The 12,336-nt window shown below is 68.4% G+C and carries 15 protein-coding genes; 12 read left to right on the plus strand and 3 right to left on the minus strand.

Going from position 1 to position 12,336, the window contains the following annotated elements; translation table 11 throughout:
* The first annotated feature begins 22 nt into the window (after positions 1-22).
* The 8 genes from rpmA to B5F79_RS07105 all read left to right on the plus strand — a co-directional run bounded on the left by rpmA (position 23) and on the right by B5F79_RS07105 (position 6,863).
* Positions 23-271: a 50S ribosomal protein L27 gene (gene rpmA / locus B5F79_RS07070; RefSeq protein WP_087219439.1), complete on the plus strand. Its 249-nt coding sequence runs from the start codon at positions 23-25 to the stop codon at positions 269-271.
* A gap of 125 nt (positions 272-396) precedes the next feature.
* Positions 397-1,785: a GTPase ObgE gene (gene obgE, locus B5F79_RS07075; RefSeq protein ID WP_275083913.1), complete on the plus strand. Its 1,389-nt coding sequence runs from the start codon at positions 397-399 to the stop codon at positions 1,783-1,785.
* Positions 1,785-2,897, plus strand: a complete 1,113-nt coding sequence (gene proB / locus B5F79_RS07080; protein WP_087219445.1) for a glutamate 5-kinase — start codon at positions 1,785-1,787, stop codon at positions 2,895-2,897. Before obgE ends, proB begins: the two co-directional genes overlap by 1 nt.
* A gap of 1 nt (position 2,898) precedes the next feature.
* A complete protein-coding gene (locus B5F79_RS07085) occupies positions 2,899-4,212 on the plus strand; it encodes a glutamate-5-semialdehyde dehydrogenase (protein ID WP_275083940.1) in 1,314 nt (437 codons plus the stop codon).
* Positions 4,209-4,916: a nicotinate-nucleotide adenylyltransferase gene (gene nadD, locus B5F79_RS07090; RefSeq protein ID WP_087219452.1), complete on the plus strand. Its 708-nt coding sequence runs from the start codon at positions 4,209-4,211 to the stop codon at positions 4,914-4,916. The genes B5F79_RS07085 and nadD overlap by 4 nt, the downstream gene beginning before the upstream one ends.
* On the plus strand, positions 4,916-5,575 hold the full coding sequence (gene yqeK / locus B5F79_RS07095) for a bis(5'-nucleosyl)-tetraphosphatase (symmetrical) YqeK (protein ID WP_087219456.1): 660 nt from the start codon (positions 4,916-4,918) through the stop codon (positions 5,573-5,575). The genes nadD and yqeK overlap by 1 nt, the downstream gene beginning before the upstream one ends.
* On the plus strand, positions 5,572-5,928 hold the full coding sequence (gene rsfS, locus B5F79_RS07100) for a ribosome silencing factor (protein ID WP_087219459.1): 357 nt from the start codon (positions 5,572-5,574) through the stop codon (positions 5,926-5,928). Before yqeK ends, rsfS begins: the two co-directional genes overlap by 4 nt.
* A gap of 182 nt (positions 5,929-6,110) precedes the next feature.
* Positions 6,111-6,863: a transposase gene (locus B5F79_RS07105; RefSeq protein WP_087219462.1), complete on the plus strand. Its 753-nt coding sequence runs from the start codon at positions 6,111-6,113 to the stop codon at positions 6,861-6,863.
* Between the two features lie 107 nt (positions 6,864-6,970).
* On the opposite strand, the gene dinB is transcribed toward B5F79_RS07105, so the two are convergent.
* From dinB to B5F79_RS07120, 3 genes are read right to left on the minus strand one after another with little or no spacing between them, the layout of a single operon-like run.
* Positions 6,971-8,230, minus strand: coding sequence for a DNA polymerase IV (dinB, locus tag B5F79_RS07110; RefSeq protein ID WP_087219465.1), 1,260 nt, complete (start codon positions 8,228-8,230; stop codon positions 6,971-6,973).
* Positions 8,231-8,237: 7 nt separating this feature from the next.
* Positions 8,238-9,509 (minus strand): sensor histidine kinase, encoded by a 1,272-nt coding sequence (locus B5F79_RS07115; RefSeq protein WP_087219468.1) that lies wholly within the window; start codon positions 9,507-9,509, stop codon positions 8,238-8,240.
* 7 nt (positions 9,510-9,516) lie between these two features.
* Entirely contained in the window at positions 9,517-10,191 is a 675-nt protein-coding gene (locus tag B5F79_RS07120; RefSeq protein WP_087219470.1) for a response regulator transcription factor, read from the minus strand.
* A 235-nt stretch (positions 10,192-10,426) separates the two neighbouring features.
* Between B5F79_RS07120 and rpsP the strand changes: the two genes are divergently transcribed.
* The 4 genes from rpsP to trmD are packed head-to-tail and all read left to right on the plus strand — an operon-like array spanning position 10,427 to position 12,332.
* Positions 10,427-10,762 (plus strand): 30S ribosomal protein S16, encoded by a 336-nt coding sequence (gene rpsP / locus B5F79_RS07125; RefSeq protein ID WP_087219473.1) that lies wholly within the window; start codon positions 10,427-10,429, stop codon positions 10,760-10,762.
* A gap of 9 nt (positions 10,763-10,771) precedes the next feature.
* The gene (locus B5F79_RS07130; protein WP_206391071.1) at positions 10,772-11,062 is read left to right on the plus strand and encodes a KH domain-containing protein; all 291 of its coding nucleotides are present in this window, start codon (positions 10,772-10,774) and stop codon (positions 11,060-11,062) included.
* A 5-nt stretch (positions 11,063-11,067) separates the two neighbouring features.
* A complete protein-coding gene (locus tag B5F79_RS07135) occupies positions 11,068-11,592 on the plus strand; it encodes a ribosome maturation factor RimM (RefSeq protein WP_087219477.1) in 525 nt (174 codons plus the stop codon).
* A complete protein-coding gene (trmD, locus tag B5F79_RS07140; RefSeq protein WP_087219480.1) occupies positions 11,589-12,332 on the plus strand; it encodes a tRNA (guanosine(37)-N1)-methyltransferase TrmD in 744 nt (247 codons plus the stop codon). Before B5F79_RS07135 ends, trmD begins: the two co-directional genes overlap by 4 nt.
* The last annotated feature ends 4 nt before the right edge of the window (positions 12,333-12,336 follow it).

The following is a 12,336-nucleotide window of genomic DNA, read 5'->3' on the forward strand; positions in this document are numbered from 1 at the left end:
TGAGTAGAAGGCAGGTCACACCATGGCTCACAAGAAAGGTCTCGGCTCCTCCCGCAACGGCCGCGACTCCCACGCCCAGCGTCTGGGCACCAAGCGTTACGGCGGCCAGTTCGTGAAGGCCGGCGAGGTCCTCGTCCGCCAGCGCGGCACCCACATCCACCCCGGTGACAACGTTGGCATCGGCAAGGACGACACCCTGTTCGCCCTCACCGCCGGCACCGTCGAGTTCACCAAGGGCGTCAAGCACAAGGTGCACGTGCGCGAGGCGTAAGCGACGACTCACGTTAACTGCTCGGGCCCCGGCCAGCTTGGCCGGGGCCCTTTTGCTGTGGGCGGCCTCGTGCGCGTGGGGCGGCGATGCCGTACCATAGGGGACACCGACCGAAGGAGTACAGCGTGGAGAACACGTTCACAGACCTATCCCACATCAACGTCAAGGGCGGGGACGGCGGCGCCGGGTGCATGTCGTTTCGCCGCGAGGCCTACGTCCCCAAGGGCGGGCCGGACGGTGGCGACGGCGGGCGCGGGGGCTCCGTGGTGGTGGAGGCCGATCCCCAGCTCTCCTCCCTCATAGACTTTCGCTACAAGCATCACTTCCGCGCCGAGCGGGGCACGCACGGACAGGGCGCCAGGAGGCACGGTCGTGACGGTGCGGACCTCGTCCTGCGGGTTCCCGTGGGCACCGTCGTGCGCGAGCTCGACCCTCTGACGCAGACGCCCGCCTACGACATAGCGGACCTCACGCAGCCCGGCGAGCGCGTCGTCGTGGCGCCCGGAGGCGCCGGCGGCCGCGGCAACATCCACTTCGTCACCTCGGTGCGGCGCGCCCCGGCCTTTGCCGAGAAGGGCGAGCCCGCGCGGGACCACTGGATCGAGCTCGAGATGAAGCTCATGGCCGACGCCGCGCTCGTGGGCATGCCCTCGGTGGGCAAGAGCTCCATCATCGCGCGCATCTCGGCCGCGAGGCCCAAGATCGCCGACTACCCCTTCACGACGCTCGTTCCAAATCTTGGCGTGGCGCGCGCGGCGAGCGGCCAGTCCTTCGTCGTGGCCGACGTCCCCGGCCTCATCGAGGGCGCGAGCGAGGGCAGGGGCCTCGGCCACCAGTTCCTTCGCCACATCGAGCGGACCGCCCTCATCCTCCACGTGGTGGACGTGACCGGCGGCTACGAGGGGCGCGACGTCATCGACGACTACCGCACCATCAACGCCGAGCTCGTCGCCTATGCGAGCGAGCTCGCCGAGAGGCCGCAGATCGTCGTCGCCAACAAGTGCGACCTCCCGGAGACGGCAGAGGCTGTCGAGCGGCTGCGGGAGGCTGCGGAGGCCGACGGGCATGAGTTCTTTGCCGTCTCGGCTGCAACGGGCGAGGGCCTCGACGCGCTCGTGTCCACCTGCGCCGCCGAGGTGGCCCGCCTGAGGGCAGAGGCCGCCGAGCGCGATCCGTCCCGTGACCTCACCGAGCGCTGGGAGCGCGAGCGCGAGTGGAGGGACCGCCAGATTCACATCTCCCGCGAGGAGCGCCACGCCTGGCGCGTCACGGGAACACAGGTGGAGCGCATGGTCATCCAGACCGACTGGGAGAATGACGAGGCCGTGGCCTACCTCCAGCACCGCTTCGACCGCTGCGGCCTTGACGACGCGCTCGCGAAGGCCGGCGCCGTCAACGGGGACGAGATTCGCATCCTCGAGCTCGCGTTCACCTACGAGGGCGGCTCCGACGACGATCCCTATGCCGACGCCGAGGACGCGCTCGACGAAGCCTTCACGGAGGTCGAGGACTGATGGAGCGCCCGAGCCTGCTCGTGGCAAAGGTCGGCTCGTCCACGCTCGTTGACGAGACCGGCTCCGTCGACGGTGCCTACATCGAGTCCCTCTGCGACCAGGTCGCCCGGCTCGTGGAGTCCGGGACCCGCGTGGTCCTCGTCTCCTCGGGCGTCGCGGCGGCGGGTCGGGAGGTGCTCGGGATCCCCGAGCGGCCGCGTGACATCGAGACCCTGCAGGCCTGTGCCGCGGCGGGTCAGGCGCGCCTCACGCAGGCCTACGCCGACGTGCTCCGCGACCGCGGCATCGTGTGCGGTCAGGTCCTGCTCACGCGACGCGACGTCACGGACAGGGACGGCTACCTCAACGCCCGGAGGACCCTCACGCGCCTGCTCGAGCTCGGCGTGGTGCCGGTCGTGAACGAGAACGACACCGTCTCCGTGGCCGAGTTCGCATTTGGCGACAACGACATGCTCGGGGCGATCGTTGCGGCCATGCTCGGGGCGGACCTCTACGTCATCTGCTCGGACGTGAGCGGCCTCTACACCGCCAATCCGCAGACGCGTCCCGACGCCCGGCTCGTGGAGAGCGTGAGCGCCGTTGACGAGCGCATCACCGCCATGGCGGGGGGCGCCGGCAGCAGCTTCGGCACCGGCGGCATGGCCTCCAAGCTCCGCGCCGCCCGCGCCATGCTCGCCGCCGGCGTGCCCATGGTCATCTGCCAGGGGAGACGGCCGGACGTGCTGGTGGATCTGGCCAGTGGGGAGCGCGTGGGCACGAGGTTCGAGGCGCCCGCGGGTTCCGCGCGCGAGGGCGGCCGAAAGCTGTGGATCGGCCTCGCCGAGGTGCCGCGGGGGACGCTCGTCCTGGACGAGGGCGCCGCAACGGCGGTGGTCTCTCGCGGGGCGTCGATACTGCCGGTGGGCGTGAGCGCCACGCGCGGCAACTACGACGCCGGTGACGTCGTGACCGTCGAGGGTCCGTCCGGGCGCGTCATCGGGCGCGGCGTGGTACGCTATTCGTCAGAGGACATGACGCGCGTCCGCGGCCTCAAGCTCGACGTCATCGCCCGTTTCCTGGGGGAGGGCGGCGCCCAGCCCGCTGTGCACCGAGACGACCTTCTCGTCCTCTAGCATCCCCGCCGCCCAGCGGCGCCACGCCTCACGAAGGGAGACCCCCATGTCCGAGGCTCGCACCAAGGCCGCGCTCGCCCGTGCCGTCGCGCCCGAGCTCGCCCGCGCCCCGCGCTCGCAGCGCGAGCGCGCCCTTCTCGCCGCCGCCGCGAGGATCCGCGCCGACGAGGGCGCCATCCTCGCCGCAAACTCCCGCGACCTCGAGCGCGCGCGTGCCGCGGGCATGAAGGAGTCCCTGGTGGACCGCCTCGCGCTCGACCACGATCGGCTCTTCGGCATCGCCTCGTCGCTCGAGGAGATCGCCGGCCAGCCGGACCCGCTCGGCCGCGTCCTCGACGGCTCGACGCTCGACAACGGGCTTCGCATCGAGCGCGTGACCGTGCCGCTGGGCGTGGTCGCCCTCATCTATGAGGCCCGTCCCAATGTCACGGCAGACGCCTTCGGCCTCTGCCTGCGCTCTGGCAACGCCTGCGTCCTCAAGGGCGGCTCCGCTGCGCAGGAGTCCTGCCTCGCCCTCGTGGCGTCGTGCCGGGCCGCCCTGGTGGAGGCCGGCCTGCCCGCAGACGCGCTCCAGTACGTCGAGGACGATGCCGGTCACACCCAGACCCAGGAGCTCATCACCGCAAACGGGCTCGTGGACGTGCTCATCCCGCGCGGCGGTGCCTCCCTCATCCGCGCCTGCGTGGAGCGCGCCACCGTCCCCGTCATAGAGACGGGCACCGGCAACTGCCACGTCTACGTCCATGAGAGCGCGGACCTCGAGCGAGCCCGCGCCATCGTCATGAACGCCAAGACTCAGCGCACCGGCGTGTGCAACGCCGCGGAGTCCCTCCTCGTGGACAGGGCCATCGCCGCCGATTTTCTCCCGGACATGCTGCGCGACCTCACGGGGGCCGGCGTCGTCGTCCACGCGGACGAGGAGACGCTCTCCGTCGCTGACGACCTTGGCCTGCCCGAGGGTTCGCTCGTGGCCGCCACCGAGGATGACTGGGGCACGGAGTACCTCGCCCTCGAGATCAGCTGCCGCGTCGTCTCCGGAGTCGACGAGACCGTGGGGCACGTCAACCGCTACGGCACCGGCCACTCCGAGGCCATCGTCGCGGACTCCTACGAGGCGTGCGAGGCGTTTCTCGCGGGCGTGGACGCCGCGGCGGTCTACGCCAACGCGTCCACGAGGTTCACCGACGGCGGCGTCTTCGGGCTCGGGGCCGAGATCGGCATCTCGACGCAGAAGCTCCACGCGCGCGGTCCCATGGGGGCGAGTGCCCTCACCACGACCAAGTACCTCGTCCGCGGGAACGGGCAGACACGATGAGCGTGGACTGGGCGGCGCTGCGCGCTGCGGACCTTCCGGTCCTGGGGGCCGAGGAGGACAGGACGTATCGCCTGGGCATCATGGGCGGTACGTTCGACCCCATCCACAACGGGCACCTGGTGGCGGCCGAGCAGGCCTTCGACGACCTCTCGCTCGACCTCGTGGTCTTCATGCCGGCGGGGCGCCCCGCGTTCAAGCTGGACCAGTCGGTGACCTCCGGCGAGGAGCGCTTTGCCATGACGCTGCTCGCCACGGCAGACAACCCGCACTTCGTGGCCTCGCGCTTCGAGGTGGACCGCGAGGGCGTCACCTACACGGCGGACACGCTGAGGCTCCTGCGCGAGCTCTATCCCAACAACGTCGAGTTCTACTTCATCACCGGCGCGGACGCCATCACCGAGATCGTCTCCTGGCGCGACGCCGCGGACATCGCGCGCCTGGCTCACCTCGTCGCCGCAACGCGGCCCGGGTACGACCTCGACCGCGCCTGGGACGCCATAGCCGCCTCGGGACTGGACTTCGACGTCACGTACCTCTCCGTCCCCGCACTCGCCATCTCCTCGAGCTACCTCCGCGAGCGCGTGGGGGCCGGCCAGAGCCTTCGCTACCTCACGCCGGACCCGGTCACGGGCTACCTGCACAAGCACGGCCTCTACGGCGCCTCGAGGAGCCGCTACGGGCAGACGGGGGAGGTGGTCGCCTAATGGGCGGCAAGAAGAAGCACAAGGGGGCGAGCTACACGAAAGACCAGCAGAAGTACCTCAAGAGGCTCGAGAAGGACCTGGGGCAGCAGCTCGCGTCGAAGCCCAAGCGCCTTGCGCACTCACTCTCGGTGGCGAGGACGGCGGAGGAGCTCGCGTTCGCCTACGGCGTCGACCCCTTCCTCGCCCGCGCCGCGGGAACCCTGCACGACTGGTGCAAGGCGCTCTCCGGCGACGAGCAGGTCGCGCTCGCGCGCGAGCTGGGAGTCGACTTCGGGGTTGACCTCGAGACTGTACGGCCGCTCCTTCACGGGGTCATTGCGGCGCGCATCCTCCCGGAGCGCTATCCCGAGCTGCCCCCCGAGGTCTGGCACGCGATTGCCGTGCACACCACCGCCGCCGTCGAGATGAGCCCCCTCGACGAGGTCATCTTCGTCGCGGACGGCATCGAGCCCCTGCGCCACGACACGCCCGGCATCGAGAGGACCCGCTCCCTCGTGGGGAAGGTGAGCCTCGACGACCTCTTCTGGGAGTCCTTCGTCGGAGGCATCGTCTACGTGCTCGAGGGGGCTCGGCACCTCTATCCCGGCACCGTCGACGTGTACAATGGGCTTGTCGCCCACAGGGCGGAAAGGGAACGAAAGAACAAGGAGACTGCATGACAGCAACGCCTCTCGAGATCGCAAAGGTGGCCGCCCTCGCGGCGGACTCGAAGAAGGCTGGCCAGATCGTCCTTCTCGACCTGTCCTCCAAGACCGACGTCTGCGACTACTTCCTCATCTGCTCCGGTGAGAACACGCGCCAGGTGGATGCCATCGTCGACGAGGTGCGCGAGAAGGTCTCGAAGAACTGCGGCATCTCTCCCATCTCCTGCGAGGGGCGCGAGAGCCTCTCCTGGGTCCTCGTGGACTACGGCTCTGTCGTGGTCCACGTGTTCCGCCCCGAGTCTCGCGACTTCTATCGCCTCGAGACCCTCTGGGGCGACGCCCCCCGCGTCGACCTCGACCTTGCCTAAAACGGGACGTGCCTGAAACGTGCAAGATTTTGCATATTTAGGGACGTGCCTGAAACGTGCAAACTTCTGCACGTTTCAGGCACGTCCCGTTTTGTGCAAATTCTTGCATAAAACAAGTTGATGATTAACATTTATCCTTTAATTCGATAGCATCCTCTTAATAGTCGTTTATGGGGGTGCACATGAGAGGGCCAAGAGAAAAATCGGAGCACGGCTTCTACCATGTCGTTATGAGGGGGAGCGGGAGGCAGATTCTCTTCGAAGACGACGCCGCGCGGTGCCGCTTTCTCGAGCTCTTGTCGCACGGTCTCGAGAAGTGCAAGGTCAAGCTGCTCGCATGGTGTCTTATGAGCAATCACGTTCACCTTCTCGTCTGTGACGAGGAGGAGGGCCTCAGCAACCTTCTCCATGATCTTCAGACATCGTTTGCCATCTACTTCAACCACACCACCGGACATGTGGGGCATGTCTTTCAGGGCAGATTCTCGAGCGTTGCGATTTGCTCTGACGAGCAGCTGCTGCAGGCAGTTCGTTACATTCATGACAACCCGGTAAGGTCGGGTCTGTCCCCGCGGGACGAGTATCCGTGGAGCAGCTACCACGAGTATGCCCCTGGCCCTGCCAGCCTTATCTCCCCAGAGCTCATTCTTGACATGGTTGGCGGTAGGGAGCGTTTTAGTAAGTACAGCGAAGAGGGCGGTTCTGACGGCTATGTCTTTCGATGCGGGGTGCGCTACGACGACGAGGATGCGATGTTGGTTGCCCGTCGTGCGCTTGGCTCTGTTGCTCCCACCGCTCTGAAGGCGCTGGTTCCGTCCATGCGCGACCCTCTATTGCAGCAGCTCAGGGATGCGGGGCTCACCGTTCGTCAGATCGAGCGCGTCACCGGAATCGGTCGCAGTACCATCTCTCACGCAACTCGGCGACGCGCATGATGCTCAAAACGGGACTGCCTGAAACGTGCAGATATCTGCACGTTTCAGGCACGTCCCCAAATATGCAAATCCTTGCACGTCTCAGGCACGTCCCGTTTTGGGCAAGGCTACTCGTCGTCCTTGTGCATCGGTGCGGTGCCGGTGGTGTGGCCGCGGAACCTGAGCTCGCGGCCGTAGCCCACGACGCCGTCGCCAAACCGCTCCCTGAGGCGGTCCGTCACCCGACCGAGCTCGGACCTGTCGCGTGCGCTCTGCCCCTCATCCTCGGGGAAGAGGCTCATCTGGCTCGGGGCGGCGGCACCAAAGCCGGAGACGCCCACGCCGACGAGGCGCACGCGATGCCCGGGCGCCCACAGCTCGTCGAGGAGCCCCACCGCAACCTCGCCGAAGACCCGCTCGTCGCTCGTGGGGGCGGGGAGCTGCCGCTGCGCCGTCCTGGCATGGCTCACGTCGAACTTGAGCTTGAGGGTTACCGTGGAACCTTCAAGCCCCTTCTTGCGCAGGCGTCGCCCCGTCATGGCGGCTATGTGCCTCACGGCCGCCACGAGGTCGTCGCGATCGGCGAGGTCCCGGTCGAACGTCCGCTCGTTGCTCACGGACTTGACCTCTTCGGGCGCGGCGGCCTCCACCACCCGGCTGCGCTCCTCTCCGGCCGCGCGCACCCTCATGCGTGGCCCGAGCACGCCGAACTCCCGCTCGAGCGCTCGCTCGTCCGCGCGGGAGAGCTCGCCGAGCGTGCGGATCCCCAGGTCCTTGAGGCGCCGCTCCGTCGCAGGTCCCACGCCGCTCATCGCGCCAACGGGTAGCGGTGCCAGAAAGGCCCGCTCCGTGCCGGGGAAGACCACGGTGAGCCCGCGCGGCTTCTCGCGCTCCGAGGCGATCTTCGCGACGGTCTTGTTCACGCCCAGGCCTATCGAGCAGGTGACGCCGAGCTCCGCCACGCGCGCCTGTATGCGCCGGCAGATGGCGATGGGGCTCTCTCGCGAGTAGCGCCCCGGGGTCACGTCGAAGAAGGCCTCGTCGATGGAGACCTGCTCGACGAGCGGCGTCTCCGCGCAGAGCACGTCCATGACCGAGCGGCTCACCTCCCGGTAGCGGGCGAAGTTGCCGCGGGTCCAGATGGCGTCGGGGCAGAGGCGGCGCGCCGTGGCGGACGGCATGGCGGAGTGGACCCCGTAGCGTCTCGCCTCGTAGGAGGCGGTGGAGACGACGCCCCTGTGCTCGGCGCTTCCGCCAACGATGACGGGGAGCCCGCGCCACTCCGGGTGGTCGAGCTGCTCCACCGAGGCGAAGAACGCGTCGAGATCGAGCAGGCCCACCGCCGGGCCCGCCCAGTCGAGGGCATCGCTGTTGCGCACGTCATCCATGCGTCGATTATACGTTGGTACCCCTCGGGTCGTCGGGGTGGGGCGAGGGGCTTCCGGCGAGGGGCAGGGTCACGGTGAAGGTGGTCCCCGCCTCGGCGGAGGAGGTGACCCCGATCGTGCCGCCGTGGGCCTCCGCGATGCTTCGCGCAATGGCGAGCCCGAGGCCGAAGCCGCCCGTCTCCTTGCGCTCGCGCGCCTCGTCCGTGCGGTAGAAGCGGTCGAAGAGGTGCTCGATGTCCTCCGGAGGTATGACGTCGCCGTGGTTGTTCACGGAGAGCCGCGCTCGCCTTCCTTCACGAGCCAGTGCCGCGGTCACCTCGCTGCCCTGCCGCGCGTACTTCGTCGCGTTGTCCAGGAGCGTCCTCACGAGGCGCGCGAGCTGCTCGCCGTCCCCGAGCGTCACGAGTCCCGGCTCGACGGCGCACTCGATGGAGCACCCCCGCTCGAAGGCCACCGGGTCGAACTCAAGCGCGCAGCGCTCCACGAGCCCCGAGAGCGAGACCTCGTCCCTCGCGACGGCGCGCTCCGAGCCCTGCTCGTCCGCGCGCGCCAGGGTGAGAAGGTCGTCCACGAGGACCTTCATGTGACCCGCCTCGTCCGAGGTGCTGCTCACCCAGCGCTGCGCGTCAGGCGGGAGCCCCTCCATCCTCTCGAGGATCTGCGTGTTTGCAAGAATGACCGCAAGCGGCGTCTTGAGCTCGTGGGAGGCGTCCGAGACGAAGCGCCTCTGCTGGTCCCACGCCCGCCTCACGGGGCGGAGAACCCAGCCCGAGAGCCCATAGGAGACGACGAAGATCGCACCCATCGAGACCACGAAGATGGCGAGGCTGCTCAGCGCCTGTGCGCGCAGGGCGGCCCCCCTGAGGTAGGTGTCGACAAAGGCGATGCGCCAGCCCCAGGAGGCCTCGGTCCTCATCCAGGCTATCTCATAGCCCTCGCAGCGACCGGACTCCTCCTTGCTGGCGAGGGCCTGGCGCACCACCTCGCGCAGCGTCTCGTCGGGCACGTTGGCGACGAAGCTCGTCCGGTCGAAGATGATGCCGTCCTGCGTCACGTCCACGACCACCGCGAGCATGAGCTCGGCGCTCTGCGTGTCGGATGAGTCGCCCACGGTGGCCGTGGCTATGCCGTCGGAGATGGCTCGCTGGAGTATCTGCACCACGATACCTCGCTGCGTGAGGGCGCTCGAGAAGAGCGAGGAGCCGAGCACGCCCGCGAGGACGAGGCCAACGAGGAGCATGGTGATGGCGGTGAACTTCCGCCTCAGCCTCTTGAGCATGGCGGGGCTACGAGAAGACCTCGAGGCGGTAGCCGAGCATCCTCAGGGTGGTTATCTGCACCTTGGAACCCACGTGGGCAAGCTTCTTGCGCAGGAAGGAGACGTAGGCCTCGACGGAGTTCTCCGAGGCCTCGGCGTCGGCGCCCCACACGCGCAGGAGCAGGTCCTGCTTGGAGACCACGCGGCTCGTGGAGCTCATGAGAATGGACATGACCTCGAACTCCTTGCCCGAGAGGTGAACCGTGGAGTCGCCGCACGTGAGGTCGTGGGTGTCCAGGGTGAGCGTCACGTCGCCAAACGTCACCTCGTCGAGCACGACGTCGCCGCGGCGGCGGGTGAGGGCGCGCAGCCGCGCCAGGAGCTCGTCGGCCTCGAAGGGCTTGGTCATGTAGTCGTCCGCGCCGGCGTCAAGCCCCTCGACCTTGTCGGCGGTCGTGGTGCGCGCGGTGAGGAGAAGAACGGGCGTGGAGACGCCCTCGCGCCTCATCTCGTGGACGATCTCGTAGCCGCTCAAGCCGGGGAGCATGACGTCGAGGACCACGGCGTCGTAGAGGCCGGACAGAGCCGAGCGAAGGCCGGAGCGGCCGTCGTAGGCGGCCTCGGCGTTGTAGGAAGCACTCTCGAGTATCTGCACGATGGCGTCCGCGAGGTTGCGCTCGTCCTCGACAACCAGCACGTTCATGGTTTCTCCTCTCATGGCCGCGATCTTCGGCCAAACGGCGTTCGGCTGCTATCCTACCCAGCGGCGCTGAATTTCATCTGAACCACCTCTCGCGTGACGTTTCAGTATGCTGCCGTTCACAAAAACTGCACCTTGCGGCCAAAATGAAGAGCGGTATGATGGTTAATCGCTTTGTGGCTTTGCGGTGCGGCCAATCCTTACGACCACGCGCACCGCACGACTGGAGGAGTTTTCATTGGCAGTTAAGATTCGCCTGGCCCGTCACGGTGCCAAGAAGCGTCCGTACTACCGCGTCGTCGTCGCCGACGGCCGCATGCCGCGCGACGGCCGCTACATCGAGGAGGTCGGCCGCTACAACCCGCTGACCAACCCCAAGGTCATCGACATCAACCTCGAGAAGGTTGACGAGTGGGTCTCCAAGGGCGCCCAGCCCACCAACGCCGTCGCCCACCTCATCGAGGTCGCCCGCAACGGCCAGCCTGCCGTCGAGAAGAAGGCCAAGATCTCGAAGAAGGCCGCTGCCAAGGCCGCCGCTGCCGCCGAGGCCGCCGCTGAGGCCGACGCCGAGTAGGCATCACGCATGGATAACACGGAGAGCATGCTCGTCGAGCCCGAGGAGCGCGAGCTCCCCTCCGATCGAGTCGCGGACCTTGTCGAGTACATCGTCTGCGGTCTTGTGGACGACGAGGACGCCGTCTCCCTTGACGTGACCGACAGCGAAGGCTCGTCCCTCATCGAGGTCACGTGCTCCGAGGCCGACGCGGGTCGCGTCATCGGCCGCAAGGGCCGCACCATCAAGGCGATCCGCACGCTCGCGCGCGCCCTCGGGCAGCGCGTGGGGACCGCCGTTGAGGTCGAGGTCATAGGCTAGGGAGCATGCGGGAGCGCTTCAGGGCCATAGCCCGTGTCGAGAAGACGCACGGGAGAAGAGGGGAGGTCGTGACGGTTTCCGTCCACGGCCTTCCCTCACTTGTGCGCGAGGGCCTCGAGGTCTTCGTGGTGCCCCCCGCCCTCAAGGGGCCGCGGCACCACGTTGTGACCTCGTGCTCCTCCGACGACCGGTCGGGATGCCTCGTGGGGCTCTCCGGCGTGGGGGACCTCCGCGCCGCCGAGGGCCTCGTGGGCAAGACCCTGCTCGCCCGCGAGGCGGACCTTCCCGAGGACCTCTCGCTCCACGACGCCGCGCGCCTCGTCGGGCGCGTGGTCGAGGTCTCGCCCACCGGCGACACGGGAACCATCGAGGAGGTCATGCGGGGACCCGCCAACGACGTCTGGGTCGTGCGGGGCGCCCGCGGGGAGATTCTCCTCCCCGTCATCGACGACGTCGTCTCCGCCGTTCCCGAGAGCGGCCCCATCCCGGTGCGCGTCCCCGCCGGGCTCGAGTGGGAGGCCGCGTCGTGATCTTCGAGACCCTCTCCGTCTTTCCCGAGGTCTTCTCGCCCTACCTGGACGTCTCCATCATGGGGCGCGCGCAGAGGGCGGGTGTGTTCTCCTTCCTCTCGCATGACCTGCGGGACTGGACGCACGACAGGCACCGCACCGTGGACGACGCTCCCTTCGGGGGCGGGCAGGGGATGCTCATGAAGCCCGCGCCCATCTTCGAGGCCGTCGAGGACATCTCCTCGCAGGGGCCCTCGAGGCCTCACGTGGTGTTCTTCTCGCCCTGCGGCAGGCGCTACGACCAGCGCGCCGCCGAGCGCCTGGCCAAGGAGGACAGGATCTTGCTGGTGTGCGGGCGCTACGAGGGCATGGACGAGCGCGCCTACGCGCTCGCGGACGACGTCTTCTCCCTCGGGGACTACGTCCTCACGGGCGGCGAGCTTGCCGCGCTGGTCGTCATCGACTCCGTCGCCCGGCTCCTGCCCGGTGCCCTCGGGGACGAGATGAGCGCCGTGGACGAGTCCTTCTCGCCCGCGGGGCTCCTCGAGTACGCGCAGTACACGCGCCCCGCCAGCTACCGCGGCATGGACGTCCCCGAGGTCCTGCTCTCCGGGGACCACGCACGCGTGGCGGCGTGGAGGAGGAAGAGCGCCATAGAGAGGACCGCGCGCTGGAGGCCCGACCTCCTGGACGCCGCTGACCTCACGCCGGAGGAGCTCGAGCGCGCCCGGGCGATCGCCCGGGGAGAGGAAGGGGAGTGAGCCC

It is taken from the genome of Olsenella sp. An285 (genome assembly GCF_002159625.1).
Taxonomy (GTDB): domain Bacteria; phylum Actinomycetota; class Coriobacteriia; order Coriobacteriales; family Atopobiaceae; genus Thermophilibacter; species Thermophilibacter avicola.

Bases quoted from the DNA above. Each gene is read 5' to 3' on its own strand.
- rpmA (WP_087219439.1), top strand. From the start codon at position 23: ATGGCTCACAAGAAAGGTCTCGGCTCCTCCCGCAACGGCCGCGACTCC.
- proB (WP_087219445.1), top strand. From the start codon at position 1,785: ATGGAGCGCCCGAGCCTGCTCGTGGCAAAGGTCGGCTCGTCCACGCTC.
- nadD (WP_087219452.1), top strand. From the start codon at position 4,209: ATGAGCGTGGACTGGGCGGCGCTGCGCGCTGCGGACCTTCCGGTCCTG.
- yqeK (WP_087219456.1), top strand. From the start codon at position 4,916: ATGGGCGGCAAGAAGAAGCACAAGGGGGCGAGCTACACGAAAGACCAG.
- rsfS (WP_087219459.1), top strand. From the start codon at position 5,572: ATGACAGCAACGCCTCTCGAGATCGCAAAGGTGGCCGCCCTCGCGGCG.
- B5F79_RS07105 (WP_087219462.1), top strand. From the start codon at position 6,111: ATGAGAGGGCCAAGAGAAAAATCGGAGCACGGCTTCTACCATGTCGTT.
- dinB (WP_087219465.1), bottom strand. From the start codon at position 8,230: ATGGATGACGTGCGCAACAGCGATGCCCTCGACTGGGCGGGCCCGGCG.
- B5F79_RS07115 (WP_087219468.1), bottom strand. From the start codon at position 9,509: ATGCTCAAGAGGCTGAGGCGGAAGTTCACCGCCATCACCATGCTCCTC.
- B5F79_RS07120 (WP_087219470.1), bottom strand. From the start codon at position 10,191: ATGAACGTGCTGGTTGTCGAGGACGAGCGCAACCTCGCGGACGCCATC.
- B5F79_RS07130 (WP_206391071.1), top strand. From the start codon at position 10,772: ATGGATAACACGGAGAGCATGCTCGTCGAGCCCGAGGAGCGCGAGCTC.
- B5F79_RS07135 (WP_087219477.1), top strand. From the start codon at position 11,068: ATGCGGGAGCGCTTCAGGGCCATAGCCCGTGTCGAGAAGACGCACGGG.